This is a genomic window from Bacteroides sp. AF20-13LB (assembly GCF_003603065.1).
GTDB classification, from domain to species: Bacteria; Bacteroidota; Bacteroidia; order Bacteroidales; family Bacteroidaceae; genus Bacteroides; species Bacteroides uniformis.
The window spans coordinates 75,849-97,845 of sequence record NZ_QTMH01000017.1 but is presented as its reverse complement, the minus strand read 5'-3'; the positions used below and the strand labels follow the sequence as shown (position 1 = coordinate 97,845).

At 49.9% G+C, this 21,997-nt stretch carries 32 protein-coding genes; 16 read left to right on the top strand and 16 right to left on the bottom strand.

Translation table 11 applies throughout. The features are described 5' to 3' along the window. Nucleotides 1-237: 237 nt before the first annotated feature. The 5 genes from DWX62_RS18685 (at nt 238) to der (ending at nt 4,472) form a co-directional block, all read left to right on the top strand. The gene (locus DWX62_RS18685) at nt 238-816 is read left to right on the top strand and encodes a DUF177 domain-containing protein (protein ID WP_005829530.1); all 579 of its coding nucleotides are present in this window, start codon (nt 238-240) and stop codon (nt 814-816) included. A 12-nt stretch (nt 817-828) separates the two neighbouring features. Then, complete coding sequence (gene rpmF / locus DWX62_RS18680; RefSeq protein WP_004288267.1) at nt 829-1,014, top strand: 50S ribosomal protein L32; 186 nt, start codon at nt 829-831, stop codon at nt 1,012-1,014. 123 nt (nt 1,015-1,137) lie between these two features. After that, nucleotides 1,138-2,142, top strand: a complete 1,005-nt coding sequence (locus DWX62_RS18675) for a beta-ketoacyl-ACP synthase III (protein WP_005829534.1) — start codon at nt 1,138-1,140, stop codon at nt 2,140-2,142. Between the two features lie 85 nt (nt 2,143-2,227). Beyond that, nucleotides 2,228-3,109, top strand: coding sequence for a GTPase Era (era, locus tag DWX62_RS18670; protein WP_005829536.1), 882 nt, complete (start codon nt 2,228-2,230; stop codon nt 3,107-3,109). 49 nt (nt 3,110-3,158) lie between these two features. Further along, nucleotides 3,159-4,472, top strand: a complete 1,314-nt coding sequence (gene der, locus DWX62_RS18665; RefSeq protein ID WP_005829538.1) for a ribosome biogenesis GTPase Der — start codon at nt 3,159-3,161, stop codon at nt 4,470-4,472. A 114-nt stretch (nt 4,473-4,586) separates the two neighbouring features. On the opposite strand, the gene DWX62_RS18660 is transcribed toward der, so the two are convergent. The 3 genes from DWX62_RS18660 to DWX62_RS22050 all read right to left on the bottom strand — a co-directional run bounded on the left by DWX62_RS18660 (nt 4,587) and on the right by DWX62_RS22050 (nt 6,673). Continuing rightward, nucleotides 4,587-5,357 (bottom strand): ABC transporter ATP-binding protein, encoded by a 771-nt coding sequence (locus DWX62_RS18660; protein ID WP_005829539.1) that lies wholly within the window; start codon nt 5,355-5,357, stop codon nt 4,587-4,589. Next, nucleotides 5,354-6,097 (bottom strand): ABC transporter permease, encoded by a 744-nt coding sequence (locus tag DWX62_RS18655; protein ID WP_005829541.1) that lies wholly within the window; start codon nt 6,095-6,097, stop codon nt 5,354-5,356. The genes DWX62_RS18660 and DWX62_RS18655 overlap by 4 nt, the downstream gene beginning before the upstream one ends. A gap of 420 nt (nt 6,098-6,517) precedes the next feature. Then, nucleotides 6,518-6,673, bottom strand: coding sequence for a hypothetical protein (locus DWX62_RS22050; RefSeq protein WP_004314171.1), 156 nt, complete (start codon nt 6,671-6,673; stop codon nt 6,518-6,520). A gap of 14 nt (nt 6,674-6,687) precedes the next feature. On the opposite strand from DWX62_RS22050, the gene DWX62_RS22160 reads away from it, so the two are divergent. From DWX62_RS22160 to DWX62_RS18595, 11 genes are all read left to right on the top strand, one after another. Then, nucleotides 6,688-7,098: a hypothetical protein gene (locus DWX62_RS22160; RefSeq protein ID WP_005827299.1), complete on the top strand. Its 411-nt coding sequence runs from the start codon at nt 6,688-6,690 to the stop codon at nt 7,096-7,098. A gap of 62 nt (nt 7,099-7,160) precedes the next feature. Then, on the top strand, nt 7,161-7,496 hold the full coding sequence (locus DWX62_RS18640) for a hypothetical protein (protein ID WP_004310306.1): 336 nt from the start codon (nt 7,161-7,163) through the stop codon (nt 7,494-7,496). A gap of 7 nt (nt 7,497-7,503) precedes the next feature. Continuing rightward, nucleotides 7,504-7,719: a hypothetical protein gene (locus tag DWX62_RS18635; protein WP_005827303.1), complete on the top strand. Its 216-nt coding sequence runs from the start codon at nt 7,504-7,506 to the stop codon at nt 7,717-7,719. 11 nt (nt 7,720-7,730) lie between these two features. Further along, nucleotides 7,731-7,952 (top strand): hypothetical protein, encoded by a 222-nt coding sequence (locus DWX62_RS18630; protein WP_005643956.1) that lies wholly within the window; start codon nt 7,731-7,733, stop codon nt 7,950-7,952. Nucleotides 7,953-7,975: 23 nt separating this feature from the next. Then, entirely contained in the window at nt 7,976-8,395 is a 420-nt protein-coding gene (locus DWX62_RS18625) for a PcfK-like family protein (RefSeq protein WP_004310304.1), read from the top strand. After that, the gene (locus DWX62_RS18620; protein ID WP_004310303.1) at nt 8,392-9,657 is read left to right on the top strand and encodes a PcfJ domain-containing protein; all 1,266 of its coding nucleotides are present in this window, start codon (nt 8,392-8,394) and stop codon (nt 9,655-9,657) included. The genes DWX62_RS18625 and DWX62_RS18620 overlap by 4 nt, the downstream gene beginning before the upstream one ends. A gap of 24 nt (nt 9,658-9,681) precedes the next feature. Further along, nucleotides 9,682-9,939, top strand: a complete 258-nt coding sequence (locus tag DWX62_RS18615) for a hypothetical protein (protein ID WP_005827305.1) — start codon at nt 9,682-9,684, stop codon at nt 9,937-9,939. 31 nt (nt 9,940-9,970) lie between these two features. Beyond that, a complete protein-coding gene (locus DWX62_RS18610; protein WP_008770680.1) occupies nt 9,971-10,189 on the top strand; it encodes a DUF3873 domain-containing protein in 219 nt (72 codons plus the stop codon). Further along, a complete protein-coding gene (locus DWX62_RS18605) occupies nt 10,129-10,434 on the top strand; it encodes a hypothetical protein (RefSeq protein ID WP_004310302.1) in 306 nt (101 codons plus the stop codon). Before DWX62_RS18610 ends, DWX62_RS18605 begins: the two co-directional genes overlap by 61 nt. Before the next feature lie 53 nt (nt 10,435-10,487). Further along, nucleotides 10,488-10,796, top strand: coding sequence for a hypothetical protein (locus DWX62_RS18600; RefSeq protein ID WP_004310301.1), 309 nt, complete (start codon nt 10,488-10,490; stop codon nt 10,794-10,796). A gap of 116 nt (nt 10,797-10,912) precedes the next feature. Further along, complete coding sequence (locus tag DWX62_RS18595) at nt 10,913-11,134, top strand: hypothetical protein (RefSeq protein ID WP_004310300.1); 222 nt, start codon at nt 10,913-10,915, stop codon at nt 11,132-11,134. A gap of 62 nt (nt 11,135-11,196) precedes the next feature. Here DWX62_RS18595 and DWX62_RS18590 read toward each other — a convergent pair whose 3' ends face one another. The 13 genes from DWX62_RS18590 to DWX62_RS18530 form a co-directional block, all read right to left on the bottom strand. Continuing rightward, entirely contained in the window at nt 11,197-11,724 is a 528-nt protein-coding gene (locus DWX62_RS18590) for a glycoside hydrolase family protein (RefSeq protein WP_005827312.1), read from the bottom strand. Next, nucleotides 11,721-12,227 carry a DUF3872 domain-containing protein gene (locus DWX62_RS18585; RefSeq protein WP_005827314.1) on the bottom strand — a complete coding sequence of 169 codons (507 nt, stop codon included), beginning with the start codon at nt 12,225-12,227 and terminating at the stop codon, nt 11,721-11,723. Before DWX62_RS18585 ends, DWX62_RS18590 begins: the two co-directional genes overlap by 4 nt. Further along, nucleotides 12,227-13,126: a toprim domain-containing protein gene (locus DWX62_RS18580; protein WP_004310298.1), complete on the bottom strand. Its 900-nt coding sequence runs from the start codon at nt 13,124-13,126 to the stop codon at nt 12,227-12,229. The genes DWX62_RS18585 and DWX62_RS18580 overlap by 1 nt, the downstream gene beginning before the upstream one ends. An 8-nt stretch (nt 13,127-13,134) precedes the next feature. Further along, nucleotides 13,135-13,710: a conjugal transfer protein TraO gene (locus DWX62_RS18575; protein ID WP_005827316.1), complete on the bottom strand. Its 576-nt coding sequence runs from the start codon at nt 13,708-13,710 to the stop codon at nt 13,135-13,137. 2 nt (nt 13,711-13,712) lie between these two features. After that, nucleotides 13,713-14,699, bottom strand: a complete 987-nt coding sequence (gene traN, locus DWX62_RS18570) for a conjugative transposon protein TraN (RefSeq protein WP_005827318.1) — start codon at nt 14,697-14,699, stop codon at nt 13,713-13,715. 69 nt (nt 14,700-14,768) lie between these two features. Continuing rightward, entirely contained in the window at nt 14,769-16,124 is a 1,356-nt protein-coding gene (gene traM / locus DWX62_RS18565) for a conjugative transposon protein TraM (RefSeq protein WP_120173082.1), read from the bottom strand. After that, nucleotides 16,105-16,413, bottom strand: coding sequence for a TraL conjugative transposon family protein (locus DWX62_RS18560; RefSeq protein WP_004308924.1), 309 nt, complete (start codon nt 16,411-16,413; stop codon nt 16,105-16,107). The genes traM and DWX62_RS18560 overlap by 20 nt, the downstream gene beginning before the upstream one ends. A gap of 6 nt (nt 16,414-16,419) precedes the next feature. Next, complete coding sequence (traK, locus tag DWX62_RS18555; RefSeq protein WP_004308925.1) at nt 16,420-17,043, bottom strand: conjugative transposon protein TraK; 624 nt, start codon at nt 17,041-17,043, stop codon at nt 16,420-16,422. Between the two features lie 31 nt (nt 17,044-17,074). Next, entirely contained in the window at nt 17,075-18,079 is a 1,005-nt protein-coding gene (gene traJ / locus DWX62_RS18550) for a conjugative transposon protein TraJ (RefSeq protein ID WP_004308926.1), read from the bottom strand. Nucleotides 18,080-18,082: 3 nt separating this feature from the next. Beyond that, complete coding sequence (locus tag DWX62_RS18545; RefSeq protein ID WP_004308927.1) at nt 18,083-18,712, bottom strand: DUF4141 domain-containing protein; 630 nt, start codon at nt 18,710-18,712, stop codon at nt 18,083-18,085. 30 nt (nt 18,713-18,742) lie between these two features. Next, complete coding sequence (locus DWX62_RS18540) at nt 18,743-19,126, bottom strand: DUF3876 domain-containing protein (RefSeq protein WP_004308928.1); 384 nt, start codon at nt 19,124-19,126, stop codon at nt 18,743-18,745. A 37-nt stretch (nt 19,127-19,163) separates the two neighbouring features. After that, nucleotides 19,164-21,668, bottom strand: a complete 2,505-nt coding sequence (locus DWX62_RS18535; RefSeq protein WP_005827325.1) for a TraG family conjugative transposon ATPase — start codon at nt 21,666-21,668, stop codon at nt 19,164-19,166. Continuing rightward, the gene (locus DWX62_RS18530; RefSeq protein WP_004311206.1) at nt 21,665-21,997 is read right to left on the bottom strand and encodes a DUF4133 domain-containing protein; all 333 of its coding nucleotides are present in this window, start codon (nt 21,995-21,997) and stop codon (nt 21,665-21,667) included. The genes DWX62_RS18535 and DWX62_RS18530 overlap by 4 nt, the downstream gene beginning before the upstream one ends.

Genomic DNA, 21,997 nt, shown 5'->3' with positions numbered 1-21,997 from the left:
CGTTTTCAGAAGAAGCCTCCGTGTCTGATAAGGATACGGAGGCTTTGTTCGTTTTATATCTTTACATATACTTGGATGCCGGCATGGATTGTTCTTGTGTTTTAGGCCATGAGTTTTCTGCTGATTTGTAGTGATATCAGGGTGAAATGAACATAAAAAAATGAATATTTTACTCTAAATACTACATAATGAGGATAATTATTCGTATCTTTGTCGCCCGAATAAACAAAAGAAGCTTTGGGAAAGTTTGATAAATACAAAATAGACCTGAAAGGTATGCAAGCAGATTCATGCAAATATGAGTTTGTGCTAGACAACCTTTTCTTTGCCAATATTGATGGACCGGAAGTGCAGAAGGGTAAAGTCAATGTGGTGTTAGTTGTAAAGAAAACATCTCGTGCTTTCGAATTGAACTTCCAGACAGACGGAATGGTGTGGGTGCCATGTGACCGTTGTTTGGACGATATGGAACAGCTTGTCAGCTCGACAGATAAGCTGCTGGTTAAGTTCGGTCATGAATATGCCGAAGAAGGTGACAATCTCATTGTAATTCCCGAAGAGGAAGGTGAGATTAATGTAGCATGGTTTATGTACGAGTTTGTAGCTTTGGCCATCCCCATGAAGCATGTGCATGCTCCGGGTAAGTGTAACAAGGCAATGACCAGCAAATTGAGTAAGCATATGCGCACTACTCCGGATGATGATATGGCTGAGGACACATTTGCTCCGGAAGAAGAGGTGGAGCTGATGAATGAAGAAGAAACGCAGGTAGACCCGCGTTGGGACGAATTAAAGAAAATATTAGATAACAATTAAAGATTAAAGAAAATGGCACATCCTAAGAGAAGACAGTCAAAAACAAGAACTGCGAAGAGAAGAACTCATGATAAAGCAGTAGCTCCTACACTGGCTATTTGCCCGAATTGTGGTGAGTGGCATGTATATCACACTGTATGTGGTGCATGTGGTTACTATAGAGGTAAGCTTGCAGTTGAAAAGGAAGCTGCCGTATAATTACGGTCAGTTTGACTAAAACTTATACTTGAATATCGGGCGTCTAAAAAGATTTGTAATTTAATAAGCAAACCTTTTTAGACTACCGTTGTTTCAGTAGTTCTATAAGTAAACAAGATTTTAATGGAAAAAATAAATGCAGTAATTACAGGAGTCGGCGGTTATGTACCTGATTACGTCTTGACAAACGACGAAATCTCAAGAATGGTGGATACCAATGACGAATGGATTATGACTCGTATCGGAGTAAAGGAAAGACGTATCCTGAATGAAGAAGGGTTAGGTAGTTCCTATATGGCGCGTAAAGCTGCCAAACAGCTGATGCAACGTACTGGCGCGGATCCGGATGATATAGATCTGGTGATTGTAGCTACTTCCACTCCGGATTATCATTTCCCTTCTACAGCTTCTATTTTATGTGATAAGCTAAGGCTGAAAAATGCATATGCTTTTGACTTGCAGGCAGCCTGCAGCGGATTTCTCTATCTGATGGAGACGGCGGCCAATTTCATCCGTTCTGGAAGATATAAGAAGGTTATCATTGTGGGAGCCGACAAGATGTCGTCAATGGTTGATTATACAGACCGTGCTACTTGTCCTATCTTTGGAGACGGCGCTGCAGCTTTCATGCTCGAGCCGACAACAGAAGATGTAGGTATTATGGATGCTATTCTGAGAACCGACGGCAAAGGTTTGCCTTTCCTGCATATGAAAGCGGGTGGGTCGGTTTGTCCTCCCTCTTATTTTACTGTAGACAACCACATGCATTACATTTATCAGGAAGGACGTACTGTGTTTAAGTATGCCGTATCCAATATGTCGGATGTTAGCGCGGCCATTGCCGAGAAAAACGGTCTGACAAAGGATAGCATTGACTGGGTGATTCCGCACCAGGCCAATCTTCGTATCATTGATGCTGTGGCACATCGTCTGGAAGTTCCTCGTGAGAAAGTACTGATTAATATCGAACGTTACGGCAATACCAGTGCTGCTACGTTGCCTCTTTGCATCTGGGACTTTGAAGATAAGCTGAAGAAAGGCGACAACCTTATTTTCACTGCATTCGGCGCAGGATTTACCTGGGGAGCCGTGTATGTGAAGTGGGGATACGACGGAAAGAAGCAGTAACATACTATTGCTAAATATAATATGATAAAAACGCATCCTATTTCGATTCGATGCGTTTTTTTGTCTCAATTCAAATACTGAAGTCATGCACAAAGCAGGTTTTGTAAATATCGTGGGAAATCCGAATGTGGGCAAATCCACATTGATGAACGTTTTGGTAGGTGAGCGCATTTCTATCGCCACTTTCAAGGCGCAGACCACCCGTCATCGGATTATGGGCATCTATAATACGGATGACATGCAAATTGTGTTTTCGGACACTCCGGGTGTATTGAAGCCAAACTATAAGTTACAGGAGTCCATGCTGAATTTCTCCACTTCGGCATTGACGGATGCGGATGTGTTGCTGTATGTGACAGATGTGGTTGAGACTCCCGACAAGCATAATGACTTTGTGGAGAAAGTAGGACACTTGGACGTTCCGGTATTGCTGCTTATCAATAAGATTGATTTAAGCAACCAGGAAAAGCTGGTGGAACTGGTGGAAGCATGGAAGGAATTGCTGCCGAAGGCGGAAATTATTCCTATCTCTGCTACTTCGAAATTTAATGTGGATTATGTCATGAAGCGGGTGAAGGAGCTGTTGCCCGACTCACCTCCTTATTTCGACAAGGACCAGTGGACGGACAAGCCGGCGCGTTTCTTCGTGACCGAAATAATCCGTGAGAAAATTCTGTTGTACTACGATAAGGAAATCCCTTATTCGGTGGAGGTGATGGTAGAACAGTTTAAGGAGGAGGCAAAGAAGATTCATATCAGTGCCGTAATCTATGTGGAGCGTGATTCGCAAAAAGGTATTATCATAGGCAAGCAGGGGAAGGCTTTGAAGAAAGTGGCTACTGAAGCGCGCCGTGATTTGGAGAGGTTTTTCGGGAAAACGATATTCCTGGAGACGTTTGTGAAAGTTGATAAGGATTGGCGGAGTTCGGACAAGGAACTGCGTAATTTTGGTTATCAGCTGGATTAAGAGTTATTCATACGACTGTGACAGTCGCAAAAAACAAAGAGTGTGAACTATGGGAAATTTAGTTGCAATCGTAGGACGTCCCAATGTGGGAAAGTCTACATTATTTAACCGTCTGACCAAGACACGTCAGGCAATTGTGAATGAGGAAGCGGGAACCACCCGTGACCGCCAATATGGAAAGACCGAATGGTTGGGACGTGAGTTCTCCGTGGTAGATACCGGCGGTTGGGTAGTGAACTCTGATGATATTTTCGAAGAAGAGATTCGTAAGCAGGTATTGATGGCGGTGGACGAAGCCGACGTGATACTGTTCGTGGTGGATGTGATGAACGGGGTTACGGACCTCGACGAGCAGGTAGCTGCCATCTTGCGTCGTGCCAAGAAGCCTGTGTTGCTGGTTGCCAATAAGACTGATAATCATGAACTGCAATACAATGCTCCTGAGTTTTACAGTTTGGGTTTGGGTGACCCTTATTGTATTTCTGCTGTAACGGGTAGCGGTACGGGCGATATGATGGACCTTATCGTCAGCAAGTTCAAGAAGGAATCTGATGAAATTCTGGACGAGGATATTCCCCGCTTTGCAGTAGTGGGACGCCCTAATGCCGGAAAGTCTTCCATAGTCAATGCCTTTATTGGAGAAGACCGCAACATCGTGACGGAGATTGCCGGTACCACGCGCGATTCTATCTATACCCGCTACAATAAATTCGGTTTTGATTTCTACCTGGTAGATACGGCGGGTATCCGTAAGAAGAACAAGGTGAATGAGGATTTGGAGTACTACTCTGTAATCCGTTCCATTCGTTCCATTGAGAATGCAGATGTATGTATTTTGATGGTAGACGCTACGCGTGGCATCGAAAGCCAGGATTTGAATATCTTCTCCTTGATACAGAAGAATGCCAAGGGGCTGGTGGTTGTGGTGAACAAGTGGGACTTGGTGAAGGACAAGACTGTGAAGGTGATGAAGACTTTCGAAGATGCTATCCGCAACCGTTTCGCTCCGTTTGTGGATTTTCCTATCATCTTTGCTTCGGCACTGACCAAACAGCGTATTCTGAAGGTATTGGAAGAGGCGCGTGATGTGTACGAAAATCGTATGACGCGTATTCCGACAGCTCGTTTGAACGAGGAAATGCTGCCGCTTATCGAGGCGTATCCACCCCCTTCAATTAAGGGTAAGTATATCAAGATAAAGTATATTACGCAGTTGCCCAATACCCAGGTGCCGTCATTTGTTTATTTTGCAAATCTTCCACAATATGTGAAAGAGCCTTACAGACGATTCCTGGAAAATAAGATGCGTGAGAAATGGAAGTTGACCGGAACTCCGATAAATATCTATATCCGGCAGAAGTAAAATATATCGTGATGATATAGTCGATTCTATTAACTGGTTTTATGAAGAGAAAGCGTCCGGAACATAGCTTCCGGACGCTTTCTTATGTAATAGGTTAGAAAATGAGGTGTGGTTTTATCCTTCAAGGTTCTGTATCTCCACTTCTTTGACTTTCCGGAATAGGTCAGATGCAAATATGAAACTGTTCAACCGCTCGTTGGTGGAAGTGAAGATATCGTCTTTATTGCCTTCCCATTCTTTGTGTCCTTCGTAAATATAGATGATTTTTTCTCCGATACCCATTACAGAGTTCATGTCATGAGTGTTGATGAGAGTAGTCATATTGTATTCTCGGGTTATATCTTGTATCAGTTCGTCGATGACAAGCGAGGTCTTGGGGTCAAGTCCTGAATTCGGCTCGTCACAAAACAAGTATTGCGGGTTTAGGGCAATGGCACGGGCAATGGCTACGCGTTTCTGCATACCGCCGCTGATTTCTCCGGGAAATTTGTCTTTGGCTTCAATCAGGTTTACACGCTCCAAGCAGAACATGGCACGACGAGTCCGATCGCGCAGGGTATCGTTGCTGAACATGTTCAGTGGAAACATCACATTGTCCAGTACCGTCATGGAATCGAACAGCGCGGCACTTTGGAAAATCATTCCCATTTCCCGGCGGAGCGCTTTCTTTTCCTTCTTTCCCATGGCGAGGAAGTTGCGGTGGTCATACAACAGTTCTCCTTTGTCCGGTGTCAGCAGACCCACGATACATTTCATGAGTACGGTTTTTCCCGAACCGCTCTGCCCTATAATCAGGTTGGTCTTTCCATTCTCGAAAGTGGCATTGATATCTTTCAGTACCTCTTTTTCTTCAAATGATTTGCAAAGTCCTTTCAGTTCAATCATCCCATTAAAAGTTGAGTTAATATTAGGTCGGCGAATAAGATAAGTACGCTGCTGCATACTACGGAGTCGGTGGACGCCTTGCCCACTTCGATGGAACCGCCTTCGACGGTGTAACCGAAGAATGCCGATACGCTGGCAATGATAAAGGCAAAGAACAGTGACTTGATGATGCCGCACCAAATAAACCATTCGACAAACATGTACTGCAAGCCGTATTCCAAATCTACCGCCGACATGATGCCGCCGAACCAGCAAGTACAGAAGGCACCTATGATGCCGGCGAATATACTGAACGTCACCATCAGTGGAATGGTTGTCACCATAGCGGCAATTTTCGGTAGGATGAGATAGTTGGCAGAATTGACACCCATAATTTCAAGGGCGTCTATCTGCTGGGTGACTCGCATGGTGCCCAGCTCCGAGGCGATGTTTGACCCGACCTTTCCTGCCAGAATCAGACACATGATGGAGGAGGAGAATTCCAGCAGCATGATTTCTCGGGTTACATATCCCACTGTCCATCGAGGCATGAAAGGACTCTCGATGTTCAACTTTATCTGTATGGTGATTACAGCTCCGATGAAGAACGATATCAGCAATACGATGCCGATAGAGTTCACGCCGAGCTGTTCCAACTCGTTGACATATTGGCGGAAAAACATACGCATACGTTCGGGACGGGCAAATACGCGTCCCATCAGTATGATATATCGTCCCACTGTCTTAAGTGCTTTAAACATAACATATAAGTATTTGAATGCAAATGTACACTATTTCGGCTTATTTTTGCTACATTTGCGGCGAGAAGTTACGAAAAGAGTGTAATTTATTGGAAATGAGCATTGGGTAATCGCTCATAATAGTAATAGGTTACGAATTAGTTAGTTATCTACTGCATTATTCTTCTGTGCGTTGCGTAACCTTCAAAGAACTCTTCGTATGCAAAAGTAACAATAAAACGGGAGATTTAGAAATGAATCTCCTGATTTTTTCTTCTCACACAAGTTTTTCCGTAAAAGCGATTTTATCCGTCAGCACACCATCGCCCAAAAAGATTTTGAACGAACGTGTGCCGACTGCCGCATAAGCGGAGAAAAGGGCTTTGCCTCACGCCTAAACAATAGTTTAGACTGATGAGACAAGGCCCCTTTCTTTTGTGCTTATGCCAAAGAGGTGCTTTTACGGGGTTTTGACGATTTTTCTTTTTTCGTTGTCCTTTTGAGCCGGAAGCGGAAAGCCGTGTATGACCGCACATTCCATAAATGGAACAAGCCGTCACTCACGGCAGACAAACCGGGAAGAATGATTTTATCCATCCGACCAAACACGTTTGGCCAAACAGATAAAAACATACTTCCTTGCCGATGGTTTGCCCGGTTTCACGCTACCGGCTATGTTCTTTTCTGTTGGGGATGTCTTTTTCACGGATTTCTCTTTTGAAGTTTTCCTGTCTAATCTGCCTCTACTTCCGTTTACCTCCATTTTCGCGCCTTTCAGTGAGCCGCATCAGGCAGTCATTTTCGTGCTGGGTGCAAAGGTAACTCCGGGATTGTACGGGAAAGCAAGGTCAAGCCTCCTGTTTTCTGGAAAAATCTCCAGCCCTTCGGGTAGTATTTTCCCGAAAAACCTTGCATTCCCTAATCCCTACCTTTTTAAGCACCCGAAACGAAAACGACCGATGCGACAGAAAGACGCATTAAAAAAAATGTCGGATAAACGAGAGGCAGATAAGATAGTTTGAAACTCAACTCCCTCAGCTCTTGAATCCGCATTAAAAAACAAAAAATCAAAAACAAAACGGATATGAGAACGGCAATAGCAACAAAATTCGTGGCATGGGAAGTACCAAGTTTGGAGAACCTGCAAGGCAGCAAGGTGTACGGACTTCGCACCAAACTGAACAATGGTGAGAAATTGAGCCGAGAGGAAAAGGATTGGCTTACACGCAATGTGAACAGCAACACCTATTTCAAGAGCGCAGTACCCTTGCAAGGTTGGATGTTTGACTTTTCCGACATTCTCCGAACCTACATTGTAAAGCAGTATGGACATTGGGCGGAATACAAGGCTACCGACAAGACCGCACTCCGCAGTTTCCTATACGGCAGGATAGACAGCATCGTGGAACTTAACAAATGATACGGCTATGACAGCAACGGTAAATTTCAGACAAATGGCGCAATACATAGGGCTTGCGATATGCACCCTAATCATGCGCACCGCCTTTTGGGTGTCCGGCATCCTTTGGTACATCGTCAGAGAGATAATAAACGGAGTGTTCCGAGTGGCAATAGGGTTAATCGTGGCTATTCTTTCCGTTATCCTGTTCTTCGGCTTCATTCTTTGGTTATTCACCCTTTAATCCCTACCGACATGGCAAAGAGAAGAAGCAAGACAGTGGAGCAACAATGCAGATACTACGAGGTGGGCAACATCTTCGAGTACATGGTGGAAACATACCTCAACGGCAATATGTCCGTGTTCCGTGGACTCTACCACGAACTGAACAAGAACGCACGGAAGGACTTTATAGACTTCCTATTGAGCGAGGTTGAGCCGATTTATTGGAGGGAGATTTTGAAACATACTATTTGACAACTCATAAAAACGACAGCGATATGAAAGGAACAGACCATTTCAAGAGAACGATACAGATGTATTTGGAACAACGTGCGGAGGAAGACACGCTCTTTGCGAAGAACTACCGCAATCCAGCCAAGAACATTGACGATTGCGTAACCTACATTCTGAACTATGTGCAGAAAAGCGGTTGTAACGGCTTCACGGACGGAGAGATATACGGACAAGCAGTACACTACTATGACGAGAACGAGATTGAGGTGGGCAAGCCTATCCAATGCCAAGTGGCGGTGAACCACATTGTGGAACTCACGGCAGAGGAAAAAGCAGAAGCACGTCAGCAGGCAGTCCGCAGATACCAAGACGAGGAACTCCGCAAGTTGCAGAACCGCACCAAGCCGACAAAGGCGAAAACAGAAACCCAAGTTCAACCCTCATTATTTGATTTTGGCTTATGAAACCGAGAAACAAATTTGAAAAAGCAGTTCTTGCCCAAAGCAAGAAACTACGCCCGATAACCCCGATACAGATAAATTGGGCATTCCGTAATTGCGTGGAGCATTATGCACACCGCTTGCCGAAAGGTCGTACCACTTGTATGGATTGCGGTCATAGTTGGGTAATGACGGAGCAGACCGAGCATTGTACGTGTCCCGAATGTGGAGCAAGTTTGAAAGTCTGCCTCACCTATCAGCGCAAGGTAAGACAAAAGCAGTATTTCACAACCCTTACCACAAGCGGAGAATACCAAGTGCTACGAATGTTCTTGCTTGTCGTGGGTATGGAGAAAGGGGTTAATGCCAAGTCCTATGCCCTTGAAATCGGGCAGTATTGGTGGAATGAACAAGGGCGTAAGGCTGTTGTTGCCATTCCACGCACATTGGGATGCTACATCGACACGTTCTCATTCGCTTCTCCTTTTGCTATCCGCAATGACAATGAAGCGTACCGCCATATCTCATATTCCCCGATATATCCAAGATATAAGGTGTTGCCGACGCTCCGCAGAAACGGCTTTAACGGCAATTTCCACGACATTGTACCCACCAAACTAATACCGGCATTATTGTCGGACAGCCGTGCGGAAACGCTGTTGAAGGCAGGGCAATATCCCATGTTGCGCTACTATCTGTACCACTCTTTCAATATTGGAGAGTATTGGGCTTCAATCAAGATATGTATCCGCAACGGCTATACTATTGAGGACGGCTCAATGTGGCGTGACACCATAGACCTCCTGCGTCATTTCGGCAAGGACACAAACAGCCCGAAATACGTTTGCCCTGCCGACCTCAAAGTTGAACACGACAAGTTGGTGGCAAAGCGCAACCTGCAAAGGAAACATGAGCGGACTGAACAGCAACGCAGGAAAGCGATTGAGGACGAGAAACAATATCTGAAAGCTAAGGGCATATTCTTCGGACTTGCCTTTACCGACAGCCTTATTTGCGTCAAAGTCATAGAGAGCGTGGAAGAAATGGCAGAGGAAGGAAGGACGATGCACCATTGTGTGGGCGGTTACCACAAACGAAAAGACTCCCTTATCCTATCCGCCACCATTGACGGAAAACGAATTGAAACGATAGAGGTGTCACTAAAAACTTTTGAGGTGGTGCAGTGTCGTGGCGTATGCAACGAGAACTCCGAATACCACGACCGCATCATCGCCCTTGTGAACAAGAACGCCAACCTTATCCGCCAGCGGATGAAAGCGGCATAATATCGACATCTAACAACTAACATTATGGAAGTAAGATTTGAAAGCATGGTTTTCCTATGGGATGATAAAATCCCCACGATGTTCCTTGAATTTATGAACCTCCTCACTCTTTGTCAGAGTGAGGAGCAATTAAGGGCGAGCGTCAAGGACTTTGCCGAGAAACACGAACTTGACAAGTTCTTCCTTTACGGCTTCGGCTCTCATCATTTCTACCTGCACCAACGCTACACGAGCGACCCCGAAATGGTGATGCAACACAGAGTGCTGTCTGTACATTTCTAATCATCTAAATAACAACGACTATGGCAACAAAATGACAATTAACGGAGTAAGCACCTGCCAATCGGCAGGAACGGAGAACTACGAGAAATTCCAAACGGGTATCGACAGACGCAAACGCACCCTTGTGCAATACGACTACCGCCACACGGACGGGGAACTTTTCTCTTGTGTCAAACCCACATTAGACGAATGTCGAGCCGCACGGGACAAGTGGCTAACGGCAAAGGAAAGGAAGGAGGAGAAGCGATGAACGAAGCAGGCTACCAAACGCTGATAGTCAAATTCAGCGAACCCATTACGGCATTGGACGGCATCTTTGACGATGCCGAAGCGTGGGGAGTTGATACCCTAAAGGGGTGGATAGACAGCTATGAAAGCAGCCGTTTCACTGCCATTGACAGCCATACGGCAGTCATCACGAGCGAGTATAGCATGGAATGTCTGAAAGAGTGGCTGGAAAAATGCACACCCATAACCGAGAAAACAGAATTTTGAACATTGGGGCGGTGTCCGCACCGCCCGAACCATAAACCTAAAAGACAACGGATATGATAGCAAAGACAATTTTAGAGCAGATTGGCGGCAGACGCTTTGCCGCCATGACGGGAAGCAAAGACTTCACAGACATGGGCAACGGCTTGCGCATGAGCCTTGCGAGGAACAAGACCAGTGCCAACCGCCTTGACATCATCTATGACGGAGGGGCAGACCTATACAATATGCGTTTCTACCGCAAGACGTTCAGCAAAAAGACATTCGAGAGCAGGACGAAGGACATTGAAACGCACGAGGGGATATATTGCGATATGCTGGAGGAAATGTTCACGATGGTAACGGGACTTTACACCCGCTTTTGAGGGGTGGGCGGCAAAAGCCGCCTACTTTCTTTCATGAGCATGATGGCGGATAAGAAAGTAGGCAAAGAAACCTTTGTACCAATCTACGATAGTATTCACAAAAACAAGTTTTAATCATGGAAACAATCAGACAGAACGGAAAAACCATCTTGTACAGCAACGACGGCATAAGCATAAAGATGGTTTTCAAGAACCTTACGGGCAGGAATTTTCAAGGTCAGGAATATACAGACTATATCCGGCATATCGCAATCGGCAGCATGGGATTTTCACCCGGTATCATAGAGCATTGCAGGGACGGTGAGGTTGCAGGCAAAGGGACAATCCCGAATGTATGAAAACTGAAACTCCGATGAAGTTGGCGGCTTCATCGGAGTTTCTTTCGTCAGACACTTATTCTTTATGGTACATACAGCAGCGCAAACTCAGCCTTCCTTCGTTTGAGCAGCATGGCGTGGCGTTTCCCCTTATAGTTACAGAAAGCGATATACTCCCGGTAGATGTTCCTGTCACCCGCCTCCAGCTTTCGGATTAGCGTGCTTTTGGGTATCTTCCCACTCCCCAAAAGACGGTACGGACCGACATTGTAGGCGAGCGTGGCAAGCAGAAGCGAATCCTTCCCGAACTGCTGGAACATCGCGCAGAACTTCCGCAGGTCTTTTCGCAGAAGCGCGTCCGCCTGCCGCTTCGTCATGGTGCGTGCCGAATACCTTTCCCCCGGCTGCAACCGATGTCCATATCCTACATACGGGTGATGTTTTTCCGAATGCCAGCCCTCAAAATACTTCGTGCATCGCACCGCCCTCTCAAATGGTGGCAGCCGGTAGATAGCCGCCTGCCCGTCCGTTCCCTCATGGCGTCTGTTCCGTGCGGACACGGAACAGACCGCCAGAAGCGAACAGAGGATAGCCATGAATACACGCATCATCGTGTAAGGGGCTTGAAGTTCCCGATGGGGACAACAGTGATAACCCCGTCATCCTTCACGTTTCGGTTGTTGAAGTCAAATTCCAACTCATAGGAGTTGCCGAAATTGTCCTCCACTACCACGATGAAGTTGTGCGCCTCGTCACCTTGCGCCGTGTAGTACAGCCGGAACTTCTCGTTTTCGAGCAGGTAGCGGTCATTGGGCAGGAAAGTGATGCCGTTGTCCATTTTCAGTGTGCCCTCACCCTCGAACTGGAAATACCGGATGGTATAGAGGGTATTGGCGAAATCGCCCGTTTTCTTCAGCTCACAGCGGATTTCCACCGTCTGCCCCTTTGTGACCTTGTTCGGCACGGGCATGGTTTCCACCGTGAAGGGATAGGATTGCTGGATGTCCATATCGTCGTCGCACGATACGAATGTGAATGACACTGCGGCGAACAGGCAGAGTGCCAACGCCTTGAAGATTGATGTTCTCTTGTTCTTGTTGTTCAGTATGTTCATTATTCTTTGATTTTTAGATTGTTGTTCTTTTGTTGTTTTCTTGATACTTGTTGCAGGTACTCGTTCAAGTCCTTGCAGCCTTGATAGATGCCGGAACGGTCTGTCACCTTTCCTCCGTAGCGTGTCCGCAGGGCTTCCATTGCCCTGCGTCCGGCTTCGTCTCGGTCGAGGTAACAGTCGATGCGCTCGTACCCGTCCAGATGTTTCAAAGCCTTTTCCACGTTGGCGACGGAGTTCAGCACAAGGCAGTCACCCGTTGCCAAACCGAGCGTGACGGCGGACAGGAAGTCCATAAAGCCCTCGAACACGCTGCACACGTCCGCCGGGATGTCCCCCGCCTTGACCAGCGACACGTCCTTTGGTGGTACGCAACCCTTGAAACGGCGGCTTCGGGTTTCATAGCCGCCCGACACGTTCGGAAAGCCGACGGCAAAGTACCGCTTACCACGCACGCCGTAGTTCAGGCGGCAGCAGTGGCGGGATGCAACGGCATAAGGGATGCCTCTTTCCTTCAAATACTCCGTCAGCGGAGAGCGGAGCAGCGGGACGGCTTCCACTCCCTCAAAGGCAGGTTCGGACGGTTCCGGCAGGTACAACGGCTTTTCTGCTGCGGCAAGCGGCATACGGGCGGTTTCCGCTATGAATCTCGCCTGCGCCATGAAATCCCCGCTTCGGGTAAACTCCCCGACAAGCGTGAAGATGTCGCCGCCCTTGCCCAAGCCGAAGTCGTACCAGAGCTGTTTCGCCACGTTCACACGGAAGGAGGGCGTGCGTTCACTGCGGTATGGCGCACGATACCACAGCTCGTTTCCGCTCCTTCGGACAGGCTCATGTCCCAGCCGTGCGAGAAAGTCCGCAATGGGTATCTGCCTCATATTCTCAATGTCCGTCCGTTCCATGCGACGTGTCAGTTGATGATTATCTTGACGCCCGCCCCGAACTGCGTATGGAACTTCCGTGTGTCGCCACCCCACAGCAGGCGCTCCCGGAGGTTGGCGAGCAGGGCGATACGGTCAGCCACGTAAAACTCCACATCGAGCGTCAGCGCACCGCCGTAGATGAAGGCGTCCCGGTCATGGAGCGTGGAGCCGTCATGCAGCACTTTCTCGCCCCAATTCACCGACTCATATCCGGCGAGAGCCGAAGCCCCCGCATAGACGAACACTATTTTACGGGCGTCGGAGAGTATCTTGAAATAATAACCGCCCTCCGCCGTGAACTGCGCCACAGGTATGGCGGTATCCTTGTACGGGTTGTTCTTCAAGAGGTATTCGCCACCGAACACCCACTTGTTACCGTTCTTCGTGTAGGTGGAGAGAGCCGCCCCGAAACTGTAACCGCCATTGTTGCCACTTAAACGCATACCGTCCACAAGGTTAGCTCTCAATTCGATGCCCTGCATCTTCGGCAGGCACCGCTGGGCGTGCGCCTGCCCCGTGAAGAGGGCAAGCGACGCGATGATGATTGCGATGTGCTTTCTCATGGTCAGCGCACTTGAAGTTCGTTGATGGTACCCGCACGTACCAAGTCCTCGTTCTCAATCACGAAGGACTGATGACGGCCTCCGTTCTTCTCGTTCAGCTCCACCACGAGGCACTTGCCGTCGGGGATGGTGAACTTCGCCATCGTGAATACCGTGCGCTCGCTCTTTCTGCCCGGCACACAGGTGGCATAGTTCTGCGCACGGAGCGGCAGGATGATCTGCTCCTGCACGGCGGTACGCTTCGCCACCTTCTTGTCCACGATTTTCCACGTGATATAGTCCACATCGAAAGGCACGTTGCTTTGGTTCCTGATTTCCGTGTGGAAATAGAGAAGTCCGTTGTGCGTGTAGATGCCTTTCAGAAGGTACTGGATGCCGAAACGCTTGCAGCCGATGTGTTTCACCTCACGCTTGTTCTGCTTGTAAATGGACTTCATGATAAGGCGCACCAGCATGGGACTTTCGCTACCCAGCTCTTTCAGATAGATTTCCTGCGCGTTGTTCGGACGGTTCACCGCCTCGCCGTCATGGATGAAGTCGCACATCTCCACGTTGAGCAGCAGCGGTTCGGCGGCGTACTTCACGTTGAAGGTGTAGAAACTCCCGTCCTCCGTTATCACGGACATATTGGTTTCGTTCGGGAAGTTCCTCACGGTCGCTTTCACGCGGATGACGTTCTCCGCTCCGTCGGCTTTACCCGCAATCAGGTCGGGCGAGCCTAAATCGACGTAGCGCACCTCCGAGGGGAAAATGACGTGGACGGTCTTGTCGTAGGTCACTTCCAAGCCGTGCGGGGGAACCATGCGGTCGAAGGTCAGCTTCTTTGTCAGCCCGTGATACAGATCGCCGTCCGCCTCCTTCTGCGGATAGACCTCCTTTGTCAAGGTCGGTTGTTCACTTCCGTTGTCCGTTACAACGGTTACGTTCTCCTGCGCGTTGGCAGTTACGATGCCCATAGCGAGGGCAAACATGATGATTACTTTTTTCATTCTACTTTGGATTTTAGTGGTAAATAAAAATTTGGTTGTTGTTTTTTTAGTCGTTGATTGTTATTGTTTTCAATCTCTGTCCTGATATAGCATGACCTTGTATCCGGATTTCAGATGCACCTTGACGGTACGCATCTTCTTGGCGATATACTGGCTCGTGCCTTGTATCAGCCCCTTGCCCAAGTCGGAGGCGAGCTGCGCCCCTGCGTTGGTGGAGATATTAATGCTGCTGCCCAGCGAGCCGCCCATGTTGGCGGCAACCTCCCTGACGGCGTTCATCTCCATCGAGTTTGGAATGAAGATGCCGGGCTGTCCGTCCGTGTCATACACCGCCAGTTCTACCGGTATAATCGTACCTGCGTACTCCAGCGAAGTAATTTCAATATCGAGTCGTTCGCCCTGAATCTTTGCCGTGCCTACCACCACTGCATTGCGGGGTATGATTTTGTCCGCCACTGCCATCGGCTCCAGCAGCCGTAATCTTACCGCCTGCCCGTCAGTCACACTCTGCGCCCCATAGACACACGCCGATATGGTGTTCCTGTCCGATACAGTCGTGACACCCACCGCCGTATTGAAACTGCGGTTGCGCTCCTGCGAGAAGGAGGCGACAAACTCAGCGTTGCTCATCGGCTGTGAGAGCGAAGATACCACCTGATGCGTTACCTGCCTGACAGGTGCAGCCGTGTTCTTTCCGGCTTTCTGCACATGGTAAGGTTCTGCCGCCTGTCCGACAGGTGGCTGTGTACCGTTCTGACCGCCCATGTACTTCGCCGCCAGCTCGTAGGACTTTTCCATGAGTGCCACTTGATCATCCATAGAGGATGCCTTGCCTTTCTCGGTTTCCAGTTCCGATTCCAGCGAGGCGATACGCTCCAACAGTTCGTCCATTTCCGCGTTGTCGTTCTTCGACTGCTCATAGAAGTTGCCGAGCGTGGTATTGAGGTCGCGGTAGGCAGCTGCGGAGGATTGGATGGTTTTCGGAGCGGATGATTTTGCTGTTGCATCTTCCGCATTTCCGGGATTAGCAAGGTCGAAGTCCCTGCCGCCGTCCGTTTCCGCCACCTCGCGGTCGAACATATCGCCCAGTTCCTGCATGGCGCGGCTGCGGTTCTCCTGCCGTTCCTCCATTGCTCCCTGTTCGTAGGCTTTCGCCTTGTCGCCGATGATCTGGCGGTTCGCCTTGTCAGCGTCGGGCATTTCGATGTTGTAACCACCCGTTCCCGGTTGCTGCTCCTTGTCGGAAGACGGGGCGAATATCAGCCACATAGCACCGATGAATACCAGCACTATAGCGGGCAGCACTATCATTTTCTGACGTTTCAGCCTTTGGGCTTCGGTCAGCGGCTTGCGCTCCTTCTTCGGTTTCCCGTTGTCGGGAGCCGCCTTGTTCTCGTTTTTAGGTTCATTCTTCGTCTGTTCCATATAAATAAGGTATTACATTATGATTGTTGTCCGGCTTTATGGACAGTTCCACCTGTCCGGCATGGTCTGTTACCATCCGGCTGCCGTCATTCCTGCCGATTTCATAGACGGCTTTGCCGAAGGTGTAGAGGGCAAGCACCGCAAAGGCGGCGAGCATCGCCAGCACGATGCGCCTGCGTGTCTTCGGGGGCAAACCGTCCAGATAGCCTTTGAGCCTTGCCACCAGCATTTTCTTTTTGTCGTGGAGCTTCCAGTACGCACGCCAAAATGATTTTTTGATTTTCTTCATGTCCGTTTACCTTTTGATGGTTTGTAAATCCTTGTTCTCGATGATGGTGAATCCCTCGATGGTGAAACCGTTGGGATTGTCGTCCGAACGGGACGAGTTCAAGAGGCGGCACGTAGTCACGAGGCTGCGCTCGGTGACGTTGCTCTGCCGGATGATCTTCTGCGTGGCGTAGGTCACGGCACGGTAGGGATAGCCGTTGAAATCGCACACCACGCTGTCCACCTTCAACACCTGATTGATGTTCCCGGCGATGATGCGGTTGTAGTACCCCTTCTCGGCAAAGTCCGAATAGTAGTTGTACACGCTTTTGTCCGCTAATAGCAGGGCGCGTTTCACGTTATGCTCTATCGCGCTCTTTTCGGGTGAGAGCGTGAAGAACAGCTCGTGGAAACGGCGCACGTGTTCCCTCGCTTCTGCCGGACGGTTCTGCGACAAGTCTTGCGAGAGAGCCAGCATCAGCGACTTGCCGTTGTCCAGCACGTAAATCTTTTCCCGTTGCCGCTCCGCGAAGCGGTAGGAACTCCACACGCTCCATACCGTTATTACGGCACACAACGAGAGGAAGACGATACCGAACAGGCGTATCTGCCTGAACGATGATTCGATGTTTTTAAGTGACTTAAATTCCATTGTTGTTTATTCGTTTTTAATTGTCAGTTGATTATTTCAGCAGCTTCCCGACACGTCCGACCACGTTTCCTGCGGCTGCGCCCGCCACGCTGCCCGCCATACTTCCGGCTCGTCCTGCCGTCTGGTTCACGTTGCGACCGTAGCTTCCCATGCCTCCGGCTTGGATAATCCAGCCTGCTACCGTGGGGATGGTGAAGTAACCAATGATGCCGATTATCATGAAGACGATGTACACCCCGTCGCTCGAATCCAGCGAGAAGTTCGGGTCAGCCTGCATCCGTTCGATGTCGCTTTGCAGCATCAGCACTTGTATCTTCGCCAGTATGGTGCTGAACATATCCGACACGGGCAGCCACAGATAGACCTGTATGTAGCGGCATATCCACTGTGTAAGCGTGCTTTGGAAGCCGTCCCACACCGATATGGCGAAGGCTATCGGACCGAGTATCGCCAGCACCACGAGGAAGAACGTGCGGATGGTGTCTATCACGAGGGCGGCGGCTTGGAACATCAGTTCCAGTATCTCGCGGAAGAAGTCGCGGATGCCCTTCTTCATGTTGTACATCCCGCGCTCGATGTACATCCCCGCCATCGTCACCATGTCGCCGGGCGACCAGCCCAGTTCTTCCAGTTGTTTGTCAAACTCCTCATTTGACACGAGGTAGGCGGTTTCGGGATTGCGCATCATCGCTTCGTACTCCAGTTTGTCCTTCTGCTCACGGTATCGGTTCATGTCCAGCGTTTCCGCCTCCAGCATCTTTGCCGTACCCTGCACGACGGGCGACATGATGCTGTTTATCGTACCCAGTACCACCGTCGGAAAGAACATGATGCACAGACCGATAGCGAACGGGCGGAGCATAGGGAACACGTCTATCGGTTCGGCTCTCGCCAGCGACTGCCATACCCGGTAGGCCACATAAAAGAGTGCGCCCAGCCCGGCGATGCCTTTCGCCACGCCCGCCATGTCCCCGCATAGCGGCATCATCTGTTCGTAGAGCGAGCGCAGAATTTGGTGAAGGTTGTCGAAATTCATAGGCTACCAATATCTTTCGTTCATGTTCCCGTACAGCCCCATGATGCGGTCAAGGTCGTTTTTCTTCTTCGCACGCAGGTAACTCACGCTAATGTTCTTGTTGGTGTAGTAGCTCACGAGGTTGCGGTAACGCTTCATTTTGGAGTAGCAGCGTTCCACCACGTCCATGCGCTCCTTGTCCGTCATGGAGAGCGTGGTGATATTCACCACATTCTTCAGTTCCGTCAGCACATCGTTGGATTCCTCCAATAACTTGGTGTAGCCAAAGGCGATGGCTCCCAGTTCCTCCACCGTGAAGTTGTCGTCACGCATCATCTTCTGGAAACTGGTCACATAGGTGTCGGTGATGTCACCCACCATCAGGATGGTCTGCTGCACCTTCCGGGCGTCCTTTACCAGATTGTTCACGGATTTGAGTGCGTCGTAATACTTCTTGCCCTGTTCGTAAATCTTCACGGTCTCTTGAAAATTTTTTATCATATTCTGGGCGGTCGTGGAAGTGTGTACCACGTTCTTCGAGGTGTTCACGATGCTCTGCGCGATGTTGGACGGGTCTATCACCGCCCACTGTGCGCTTGCCCTGCCGACTGCAAACAGGCACAGGCAGATAATAAGTGTTATTCTTGTTCTCATGTTACTTTGGATTTTAGTGGATTTCATTATTTATTGCTCGCCTATCGGATGGTCCGGTTTCGGGTTCACACGCACGTAGTCCCCGTTCGGCGAGAAGGTCAGGATGTCCGTCGCCTCGTTGTAGGACACGTCGATGCGGAATCCGGTGTTCATGAACAGATTGCCGTTCTCCTCCTGCAAGAGATAGGTTTCCGGCTTCAGCTTGCGGCGGATGCCGCTCCGCTTGAATACCGTCACCTTATAGGCTTCGCCTTCCTTGTAGATAAGCACGTCGGGCTTGCCCTCCACACTCTCCCAGTTTCCGCAAAGCAGGTCGCGTCGGTTGTCCGTTATGTCGCAGGATTGCAGCACCATGACCGCCAGCCCGATTAAACACTTGCTGACTTGCAGCATTTTCGTTCTTGATATACTCATACGCATTTTCTTTTTTAGTTGATGAATCTGTTTCTATTTATTCCTTTTTTCTCCGCCTTTCGGCAAGCTGCCGGATGACGGCTTCAATGTCGCCGCCCAACTGTTCCGCCAGACGGTAAACCTCTACTTTTTCCGTTTCTTCGGTGGTGTACGCCAGATACTCTTCAGCACTAACTTCGGTGGCATAGACTGCCGACTGCGTGCCGCCCAGTCCTATCCACACTTCCTTGTAGAGCCTTGACGGGTTGTTCGCCATGTTGATGGAGAGTATCTGCGACTTCTCTTTCTCCGTCAGACCCAACAGGGACTGTATGGCATCAAACTTGTTCATGTACTTCCGCTGGTCAAGGAGTATCTTGCAGTCGGAGTTGTTGATGATGCTCTCCTTGACGACGGGCGAGGAAATGATGTCGTCCACCTCCTGCGTCACCACGATTGCCTCCCCGTAATACTTGCGCACGGTCTTGTACATATAGCGCAGGTACTCAGCCATGTTCGCCGAAGATAGAGCCTTCCAAGCCTCTTCCACTATCAACTGTTTCCTTACGCCTTTCAATCGGCGCATCTTGTTGATGAAGGCTTCCATGATGATGATGGTCACCACAGGGAAAAGCTCGCGATTTTCCTTTATACTGTCAATCTCGAAGACGATGAACCGCTTGCCGAGCAGGTCGATGTTCTCCGTGGAGTTGAGCAGGAAGTCGTAGCGTCCGTCCCGGTAATACTGCCGCATGGTGGTGAGCATATTGTCGATGTTGAAGTCGGACTTCTCCACCTTTATCTCACGTTCCGCCAGTTCGCGGCGGTAGTCGTCGCGCATATACTCGTAGAAGGTGTTGAACGAGGGGACGATGCTTCGGTCAGCCCTGATACGCTCGATATAGGCGTTCACCGCACTGCCCAGTTCGCCGCTCTCCGTCTTCGTCACTTTGTCGTCCTCCGACTTCCAGAGCGTCAGCAGCAATGTCTTGATGCTGTCCTTTTTCTCCACGTCGAACACGTAATCATCGGTGTAGAACGGGTTGAACGAAATCGGTTTCTCCTCCGTGTAGGTGAAGTACACGCCGTCCGCCCCGTTTGTCTTGCACCGGATCATCTCGCACAAGCCCTGATAGGAGTTTCCCGTGTCCACCAGCACCACGTGCGTACCCTGCTCGTAGTATTGCCTCACGAGGTGGTTCATAAAAAAGGATTTGCCGCTGCCCGAAGGACCCAACACGAACTTGTTGCGGTTGGTCGTGATACCCCGCTTCATCGGCAGGTCGCTGATGTCGAGGTGCAACGGTTTTCCCGTAAGCCTGTCCACCATCTTGATGCCGAAGGGCGAGAGCGAACTGCGGTAGTTGGTTTCCTCCGTGAAGAGGCACACCGCCTGCTCGATGAATGTATGGAAACTCTCTTCCGCCGGGAAGTCCGCCGCGTTGCCGGGCATCGCCGCCCAGTAGAGTGTCGGGCAGTCGATGGTATTGTGGTGCGGCACGCACTCCATGCTTGCCAGCTGGCTGCCCACATCGTTCTTGATATGCTTCAGTTCCTCCGCGTCATCGCTCCACGCCATGACGTTGAAGTGCGCCCGTACCGAGGTCAGCCCGTAGGAATGGGCTTCGTTCAGGTACTGGTCTATCCACTCGCGGTTGATGCTGTTGCTCCGGCTGTATCGGGATAGCGACTGCATATTCCTTGCGGACTTCTCGAACTTCTGCAAATTTTCCTCGCTGTTGTCGATAATCACATACTGGTTATAGATGTGGTTGCAGGAAAGCAGCAGCCCCACGGGGGAGGCGAAGGAGAGGCGACAGTCCGAGCGGTCGGTGGAGAGTTTCTCGTAGCGGATGTCGGTAGCCACCTTTCCTGGCATATCCTCCGCGTCGGAGAGGGTGTGCAGGCACAGGCGGTTGTCACCGATACGCATTTCTTTTGCCGAGAGGTCGATGTCCTGCAAGGTCGTGTCGCCTTCGGGCATGAGCGAGAAGTAACGCTCTATCAGCCCGGCGGACTTCTCCGTCCCGACAATCTCGTCGGTGGAGAGGCGGCGCAGCCTCACAAAGCCGCTGTCGTTCATGATGCGCTCGAACTGTTCGGCGGCCTCCATGAACTTCCCGGCGGTTTCCTTGTCCAGCTCCTTCGGGATGATATGTCCCCGGCACAGCGTACTGAAGTTGCTCTGCATACGGTTACGTTCTTTCGTCGTCTTGGTCAAGTAGAGATAGCAGGAGTGTTTCAGGTACGGACGCTCGTTGAAGTGGCGTTCAAAGGAACGGCTCAAGAAACTCATGTCGTCCTTCTGTAACTCCGGCATATATTTCTCCTTGATGAACCAATCCTGCTTATGCACGACGCAGAAGTACGGTAGCACCTTGATAGCCTTGCACCAGCAGCCGTGTATCGCCTCGTACTCTGCGCCCGTCACGGTGTAAAGCTCCGGCAGTTCCACCTCAAAAGCCACCGTGATGTCGGCGTCTTTGGAGATGATGCAGCCATGCTCCACCGCCAGCAGGGGGAACTTGTTTTCCAGTGTTGTCATTTTGGATGTATTTCTCATGTCGTTTCTTCCTTTCGTTGCCGTTTGAGTAATCGGGTGATCCGCCGTCGGTTGATAAGGTATCGGGGATGGCTCCTTGCCGCTCCCAATTTCATCAGCCCGTGTTCGCCGTACCGGGCGTTCAGCGCGAAGGTCTGCCATACGAGGACGGAAGACGATGCCGCGCCGAAGCCGATACATATCCACTGGTCGATGCCGACCATATAGAGGATGACGAACAGGACGAAGAGAGCCAGCAGACCTCCGCAGAAGATGAAGAGGTACTGAGCCTTCAAACCCTTGAACTCGACCGGACGGCCGATACCCTTGTTTATCGGGTATTCAGCCAT

What these genes read in the sequence shown, in the direction of transcription:
- traK (WP_004308925.1), bottom strand. Translation starts at nt 17,043, where the DNA reads ATGGAATTTAAGTCACTTAAAAACATCGAATCATCGTTCAGGCAGATA.
- DWX62_RS18635 (WP_005827303.1), top strand. Translation starts at nt 7,504, where the DNA reads ATGACAGCAACGGTAAATTTCAGACAAATGGCGCAATACATAGGGCTT.
- DWX62_RS18580 (WP_004310298.1), bottom strand. Translation starts at nt 13,126, where the DNA reads ATGGAACGGACGGACATTGAGAATATGAGGCAGATACCCATTGCGGAC.
- DWX62_RS18605 (WP_004310302.1), top strand. Translation starts at nt 10,129, where the DNA reads ATGTCGAGCCGCACGGGACAAGTGGCTAACGGCAAAGGAAAGGAAGGA.
- DWX62_RS18590 (WP_005827312.1), bottom strand. Translation starts at nt 11,724, where the DNA reads ATGATGCGTGTATTCATGGCTATCCTCTGTTCGCTTCTGGCGGTCTGT.
- DWX62_RS18640 (WP_004310306.1), top strand. Translation starts at nt 7,161, where the DNA reads ATGAGAACGGCAATAGCAACAAAATTCGTGGCATGGGAAGTACCAAGT.
- era (WP_005829536.1), top strand. Translation starts at nt 2,228, where the DNA reads ATGCACAAAGCAGGTTTTGTAAATATCGTGGGAAATCCGAATGTGGGC.
- traJ (WP_004308926.1), bottom strand. Translation starts at nt 18,079, where the DNA reads ATGAATTTCGACAACCTTCACCAAATTCTGCGCTCGCTCTACGAACAG.
- DWX62_RS18585 (WP_005827314.1), bottom strand. Translation starts at nt 12,227, where the DNA reads ATGAACATACTGAACAACAAGAACAAGAGAACATCAATCTTCAAGGCG.
- DWX62_RS18630 (WP_005643956.1), top strand. Translation starts at nt 7,731, where the DNA reads ATGGCAAAGAGAAGAAGCAAGACAGTGGAGCAACAATGCAGATACTAC.
- traN (WP_005827318.1), bottom strand. Translation starts at nt 14,699, where the DNA reads ATGAAAAAAGTAATCATCATGTTTGCCCTCGCTATGGGCATCGTAACT.
- DWX62_RS18560 (WP_004308924.1), bottom strand. Translation starts at nt 16,413, where the DNA reads ATGAAGAAAATCAAAAAATCATTTTGGCGTGCGTACTGGAAGCTCCAC.
- DWX62_RS22050 (WP_004314171.1), bottom strand. Translation starts at nt 6,673, where the DNA reads ATGGATAAAATCATTCTTCCCGGTTTGTCTGCCGTGAGTGACGGCTTG.
- DWX62_RS18545 (WP_004308927.1), bottom strand. Translation starts at nt 18,712, where the DNA reads ATGAGAACAAGAATAACACTTATTATCTGCCTGTGCCTGTTTGCAGTC.
- traM (WP_120173082.1), bottom strand. Translation starts at nt 16,124, where the DNA reads ATGGAACAGACGAAGAATGAACCTAAAAACGAGAACAAGGCGGCTCCC.
- DWX62_RS18575 (WP_005827316.1), bottom strand. Translation starts at nt 13,710, where the DNA reads ATGAGAAAGCACATCGCAATCATCATCGCGTCGCTTGCCCTCTTCACG.
- DWX62_RS18660 (WP_005829539.1), bottom strand. Translation starts at nt 5,357, where the DNA reads ATGATTGAACTGAAAGGACTTTGCAAATCATTTGAAGAAAAAGAGGTA.
- DWX62_RS18600 (WP_004310301.1), top strand. Translation starts at nt 10,488, where the DNA reads ATGATAGCAAAGACAATTTTAGAGCAGATTGGCGGCAGACGCTTTGCC.
- DWX62_RS18530 (WP_004311206.1), bottom strand. Translation starts at nt 21,997, where the DNA reads ATGGCTGAATACCCGATAAACAAGGGTATCGGCCGTCCGGTCGAGTTC.
- der (WP_005829538.1), top strand. Translation starts at nt 3,159, where the DNA reads ATGGGAAATTTAGTTGCAATCGTAGGACGTCCCAATGTGGGAAAGTCT.
- DWX62_RS18655 (WP_005829541.1), bottom strand. Translation starts at nt 6,097, where the DNA reads ATGTTTAAAGCACTTAAGACAGTGGGACGATATATCATACTGATGGGA.
- DWX62_RS18535 (WP_005827325.1), bottom strand. Translation starts at nt 21,668, where the DNA reads ATGAGAAATACATCCAAAATGACAACACTGGAAAACAAGTTCCCCCTG.
- DWX62_RS18615 (WP_005827305.1), top strand. Translation starts at nt 9,682, where the DNA reads ATGGAAGTAAGATTTGAAAGCATGGTTTTCCTATGGGATGATAAAATC.
- DWX62_RS18610 (WP_008770680.1), top strand. Translation starts at nt 9,971, where the DNA reads ATGACAATTAACGGAGTAAGCACCTGCCAATCGGCAGGAACGGAGAAC.
- DWX62_RS18620 (WP_004310303.1), top strand. Translation starts at nt 8,392, where the DNA reads ATGAAACCGAGAAACAAATTTGAAAAAGCAGTTCTTGCCCAAAGCAAG.
- DWX62_RS18595 (WP_004310300.1), top strand. Translation starts at nt 10,913, where the DNA reads ATGGAAACAATCAGACAGAACGGAAAAACCATCTTGTACAGCAACGAC.
- DWX62_RS18540 (WP_004308928.1), bottom strand. Translation starts at nt 19,126, where the DNA reads ATGAGTATATCAAGAACGAAAATGCTGCAAGTCAGCAAGTGTTTAATC.
- rpmF (WP_004288267.1), top strand. Translation starts at nt 829, where the DNA reads ATGGCACATCCTAAGAGAAGACAGTCAAAAACAAGAACTGCGAAGAGA.
- DWX62_RS18675 (WP_005829534.1), top strand. Translation starts at nt 1,138, where the DNA reads ATGGAAAAAATAAATGCAGTAATTACAGGAGTCGGCGGTTATGTACCT.
- DWX62_RS18625 (WP_004310304.1), top strand. Translation starts at nt 7,976, where the DNA reads ATGAAAGGAACAGACCATTTCAAGAGAACGATACAGATGTATTTGGAA.